A 5,933-nucleotide genomic window follows, 5' to 3' on the forward strand; every position below is an offset into this window, starting at 1 on the left:
GTAGAGGCAGTGATGGGCCAGGCCATTTTTCGAGAGGCTTCGAGATAAGCCTGTTGGCGATGAATCCCCTCCCCCATTCTTCTGTCAGCATGGTAAGAATGGTGACATCCGGATTAACAGTGGGCTCCTATCGCCCTGATGATTCTGACGATGAGGTGGACATACGCATCCGTTACCCTGAAAGTGAACGACACTTGGAAAGTATTGACCAACTGCGTCTAATGACCTCTTCCGGACTGGTGCCCATTGGTAACTATACGGAACGGGAAGTCAGCAGCAAGCTCGACAACATCAAGCGTATAGACGGTAAACGAACCATCACACTTTCAGCTGACCTGATCGATGGAGCGCTGCTTTCAGAGCAAATCCCCTTGTTGACCCAGGAGTTGGCAGCGGCCAATTTTGCCGAGGGTGTCAGCTTTGACTTTAAGGGCGAAGAAGAGGACCAGAAAGAGAGCGGACAATTTCTGATGCAAGCATTCAGTATTGCGCTGTTTGTCATGGCCATGATCCTGGTAACCCAGTTCAACAGTTTCTACCAGGCTGCATTAATCATGTCAGCCGTGATATTGGCCACAGGGGGTGTCTTTCTTGGATTGATGATCACCGATCAGAGCTTTGGCATCGTAATGTGCGGCATCGGCATTATTGCCCTGGCGGGTATTGTTGTGAACAACAACATAGTCTTGATTGACACCTTTAACAGTCTGAGAAAAGAAGGGCACAGTACCCGGGAAGCGGTTCTCAGAACCGGTGCCCAGCGTCTCAGACCCGTCATGCTGACCACCATCACGACCGTATTGGGCCTGATGCCTATGGTATTGTCGATGAACATTAATATGTTCGACCATTCAATCGAGATTGGAGCGCCCTCCACCCAGATGTGGAATCAGCTGGCGACCTCGATAGCAGGGGGGCTAACCTTTGCCACGCTGTTAACACTGCTGGTAACCCCCTGTTTACTGATGATCTCCCGGAAATGGCAAGCTCGTACAGTTCGCTGATTTCTACATCATGATAGATACAGATAGATCGCATATCTATACGCTTTCATGCTCGAAGAGCGCTGGGATTGCCTGTAGTCGCTGATCGAAGGGCATCTGTTCAATGGTTTGAGGCTCCCTATTTTCGATGGGCGACTCAGGGGGGGCAATGGCGGCATCATTCGTCGGCTCATGTCGCCCTGCTCGAATACGTTCAAACGTTTTCTCCATGGTTGCCTGATGCGTCTCTTTTAAATGGGCCTGTAGCTCGCGCTTCTGACCAAAATTAGTCCGACAGGCAAGGCAGAATGTTTTATGGAGGTATAATCCCTTCACTTTCCTTTTATCCAGGGGAATGAAATTATTATCCTTTCCCGCTGCCAGATCATGGAGGTGTTTATTAAATGATTCAATATTGTGATAGATCACCTGACATGGAATGGCCTTTAGTGACTTAGGTATAGCCAACTCCAGAGTGCCCGGTTTAAACAGTGACCTTATCTCTTGTGGTTTTTCCTTTAAATCATTAACAGCAGCGATTGCCTGTTTCGGGTTTTTATCAAAGCAGTCAAGGATTTCAGTAATGCTTATTCGGGAGGAGGGGTTGTCAGCATAGCTTTTATAGAGTTGCCTCAGCACTTTATTATATTTTCGTTGCCCGGCAGGCTCTGCTGAACGTTGGTGACGTCGTTGAAATTTTGCTGGGGAATACACTTTTTCATGTATTACCTTGGTTATAAAATCGCGCTTGTGCCTATCGATCAAGGATTCTGAGTGGTGCTTTTTCTCACACAGGCTTCCATCCGTGAGTGTGTGCTCTAAACGAGGCATTTTAGCTGGACGGGAAAGGGGGCTTATATCACGATCAACAAGGAAATTTTCGCGTTTTCTCTTATTCGGGTTTTGCGTCTGTGCTGCGGGAATGGCTGTCTGATTATCTTCCGCCAACACAGGGGTTCCTTCTTTACAGAAATTTTCAGCATAATAAGCCTCAACGCTTTTAATAATTCTTTTTTTCAGGATGTAATCTTTTTGTTTGTTCTCTCTTCTGGCAATTCTCTGGTTCAACCCATCCGGGCATTCACAGAGATAACGGGTCGCTTCGCAGACGGTGCATTCTGAACAGCGGCAAGTGATAAATTTGCTTTGTTTTTCCTTCAGTTTTTCGTGTTCATGGGCCAGCATTCCCGAAGACTCGGTATCTTCCCAATCCTGCGTCAGCGATAAGTCAGCTAATAATTCTGGAATGGCAGTACTCTCAGCGTAAGCTCGGCTCATTTTCCAGTATCGTTGCTCAGCAGTGGGTAATTCATCAAATGCCTCAAGCGTCTGGTTCAACTGCAAAGCCGTCACTTTAAAAGGAATAGGGACACCAATGTGTTGTTCAACGGCCAGTTTTTGCTCCTTAAGGTGACTCATGTATTGTTTGCGCGCTTGATAATAGGCCTCTCCATAGCTGATATTACCCTGATCATCCTTTCTTGCTGTAAATCCCTGTTCTTTGAACTGCTTTTTAATCAGGTCTGCTCTCTCTTTTTTAATCTGTTTTATCGTGGTATTAATGGCCCCAGAGAACCGTTGGCCAGCTTTCAGTCGCCTTTGTTCTTGCTGGAATGCTTTGAATTCTTCTGTTCCTAAAAACAGTTTCTGATGGCTGGGATTGCTATAAAATTGAGAAAGTATTTCTTTTATTTCAGGAAGAGGGGGTAATGTTTTCCATTCAGCAACTTGAATTGGATGCAGCAACTGATTAGTGGTGCTGTCGAAATAGTCTCCACTGGCTAGTTCTTCATTGAGTGTACTGTTCCTCCAGGTAACCTGTGATCTATAGCTCATCAGGTAATTATAAATGCTACCAAGGTAATGCAAGGTAATGGCAATCTCAGGGATGACCTCGGCCTCGACAGTTTTGCAGACCTGATCTTGCTTAGCTGGTTCCTGCCAGTGCGAATATAGGGGAGCCAGTTCATCGGCCTTGCTATTAAAAGCCCTGCTGGTCATCAACTGAAACGTCTCATGTTTATGGTCACTCCATAATGCTGGATTTGTGACCAGCAGAAAAGCAAAAGCGCCGATATCATAGGTCGATGAGATGCCTTTTTTCAGCTCTCTTTGAATGACATTTTCGAATTGTTCTTTTCGACTGGCACCTTCATACAGGATGGTATTGCCTGATATTTCCTTGGTGAAAGAAATCAGCAGATGACAGACTCTGTTCATGGTGCATGCATTGTCCGTTTTTAGAGCATCGAACCAGATGTCTTTGATAAGACGGAAAAATGCCAGATATCCTAACTCTGATGGTGCTTTTCTATAGCCTCGATAGTGGCTGGAGCAGACCTTTGTTGTAGAACCGAAGTTAAACTTCATGTCGCCTTTTACGACCAGTTCTGGCCAGTTTCTTTTAATATATTGAGCTTGCTCTTTGAGCTCTGGAGGCCAGCGGTCAACGATAGTTGCAATTTCCTGTCTATCGGGCCACAAGGATGCATAATGTTGGTCGAGTTCTCTAACTGCATCATCTTTTAATGATCCTACAAATTCTATTAGTGTCTGGGCCAGCCGAGCTTTACCCTGAACGCCAGGTGTCTGTTCAATGACTTCACTAAGCTGGTGAAAAAGAGGAAACCGGTTACTGCGCCAGCCTTCACCCAAAAAGTTGGATATGGCCTCATAGGTGGGGGAGATGTTTCTATCTTTAAGTGTTTTCTCTGCCGCACTAATTTCCCTTTGTGAAAATCCCCGGATCTTCAAATTCTGCAGTCCAAGTGGCTCTTTCGAGGTTTTTCGTGAGTGAAAAGTTCCAGTCGTTAGTGCATCACTCTCCTCTGAGTCAGTTACACCCACTAACCAGAAACTTTCATTCAGGGCGTTTGCACCTGGATTTGACGTAGATGAAATATCCATTTAAATTTTTCTCCAATCTTTATTCAGGGCGATCGTTATCAGCGGACTGGCTTGGGTTGCTCTCACTGTCACCCGGAAGCTTGCCAATCATGTTTTGCTGCAGTTTTTCAGCCAACTCATATTTATGCATCAACTTCCACACTTTTACCTGAGCCTGGTCAAAGTCAAAATTGCCAGATGGCTCACATTGTGCGCTCTCATTGGCATCGGGTTCTTTATTTCTCAAGGCCAACAGCCGTGCTTCAGCCACACAGTACCGTCCAAGTACCTGTTCACAAAGACTCAGGGCCAGGTCAAGCCTGGGAATAGTTGAGGCTCCGAATTTATTTAGCGAGTCTATCGTTATCAACCTTAGTTTTTCCAGAATAAAGGAGGCTTGCATCTTTTTTTCATGGGTTTGCTCTTTAAGCGAACTTTCAAGCCCTATGAAAATGTTTTGGCATTCACTATCATTCAGCTGAAGCGGGTCTTCGCTCAAGAGTTCTCGGAATAATTCTTCCGCATGTCCAAAACTTTGTTTTTCTAGTTCCATGAAAGCTTTACGCATTCTATCTTTAGCGATATTCGTGTTTTTCCTTGTTACGGGACCTGATGTGAAATCTGCGCGATTGACTCCTCTCTTCACATAGATTTGCGCCAGTGAACTCTGTAACAAAACCCCTCGCGTAGGACAATTACAACGTAAATCATAGTTTTCTTTGAGAAAATCCATTGTCTCTTTTGACACGGAACCAAAGTTACACTCATGTTCGTCATCAATGCCAACAAGAAGAACAACTACTTTATTCAATGCTTCCGATTCAGTGTATTTTTTTACCAGAGGCAAGCTAATAGGGTGCCCTGGCAGGTCAGGGAAACTCATAAATAATACTGAGTTCTTATCAAAAAACGAGGGAGTAATATCATCGCTCGTCAAATCTTTATCATTGACCTTAAGAAATGGAGAAAGATTTTTCTCTGCTACGCCATGATCTTCTTTACAGTAAAGACTTCTGGCAGGTGAATAGTCGTAAGGTCTTACAGTAAAGCCAGCCACGGCAAATAGCGCACTGTGATAACAAAAAGGCCCTGATCCTGCATCAATGATAACAGTGTCTTTTGGATCAAGATTTAAGTCGTCCTCAAGAAAACTGCGAACCTCATCAAACTCTGACGACAATAATGGAGCATATGTTACGACGTCACCGGCTAAGCGATCTTTAGGCTTAACCATATACTTATGATAATTGATTAATCCAACTATTGAGTCTTCTGAAATATCGCAAATATCACGGCATTCATCTGGTCTACTGCTAAGATCAGACTTCTTGCCGGGATGAGTTTCTGACTTAAAGATTTCTTGCCAATAAATAAAACCAACACTATTGACATCGGCAAAGTCCAGTTTTGGTTTGCGTTCAGCCGCTTCATAAGCACTTACACCAAAAGCAACTGCTCTGGAGGAAATTCCGGTCTCTTTTTGATCTTTTTGTCTTGCTGCAGGGTCGGGTGTGAAACCTGCCTGACTGACCCCAGATGGCCCACCTCTGAAAAGGCTGACGGTTTTGCCGTAGGCATTGCCTTGACTCATGGCAGTGTCATCTAAAGTACTGGCTTCAACGCTGTTCGGTTTGGGACTTTGTCCCTGATATGGTGGTAATTGATCCATCGTTTTTTTCTCCATCTTTATTTGTCTTTATTCATGAACAAAGAACATGTGTCATATTGACCAGTAAATTTAACGAAAGTTCCACAACAAAGGGGTAGCAAAACAAGTGGGTTCTTTCGCCCTGATGATTCTGACGATGGAGTAGATGTACGTATCTACCACGCCTCAGTGGGCCAGGCCAGGCAGAGGAGGTGGGTTCTCAGTAAGACAGGACCGGCTCAGGCTGTCCTCATTGTCGCGATGTGCTTGCCATCATGTTCTGCTGCAGTTTTGCAGCCCTTTCACGTTTGTCCATCGACTTCCAGAGATCCACCAGAGCCGAGTCGATTTTAAAATCCCCACCGGTCTGGTTCTCGCCTATAAGTTCAAGGGAACTCGCTTTGACTGTGGCAGTA

The 5,933-nt window shown here is 45.0% G+C and carries 3 protein-coding genes; 1 reads left to right on the forward strand and 2 read right to left on the reverse strand.

What is annotated here, in order from left to right:
• A partial coding sequence (locus KDK17_RS08180; RefSeq protein WP_257287818.1) for an efflux RND transporter permease subunit occupies positions 1-1,004 on the forward strand: 1,004 nt, incomplete at its 5' end.
• A gap of 36 nt (positions 1,005-1,040) precedes the next feature.
• Here KDK17_RS08180 and KDK17_RS08185 read toward each other — a convergent pair.
• Positions 1,041-3,890 carry a hypothetical protein gene (locus KDK17_RS08185; protein WP_257287819.1) on the reverse strand — a complete coding sequence of 950 codons (2,850 nt, stop codon included), beginning with the start codon at positions 3,888-3,890 and terminating at the stop codon, positions 1,041-1,043.
• A 19-nt stretch (positions 3,891-3,909) separates the two neighbouring features.
• The gene (locus KDK17_RS08190; RefSeq protein ID WP_257287820.1) at positions 3,910-5,538 is read right to left on the reverse strand and encodes a hypothetical protein; all 1,629 of its coding nucleotides are present in this window, start codon (positions 5,536-5,538) and stop codon (positions 3,910-3,912) included.
• Positions 5,539-5,933: the final 395 nt, after the last annotated feature.

The sequence above is a fragment of the Endozoicomonas sp. SESOKO2 genome (assembly GCF_024606245.1).
Classification (GTDB): domain Bacteria; phylum Pseudomonadota; class Gammaproteobacteria; order Pseudomonadales; family Endozoicomonadaceae; genus Endozoicomonas_A.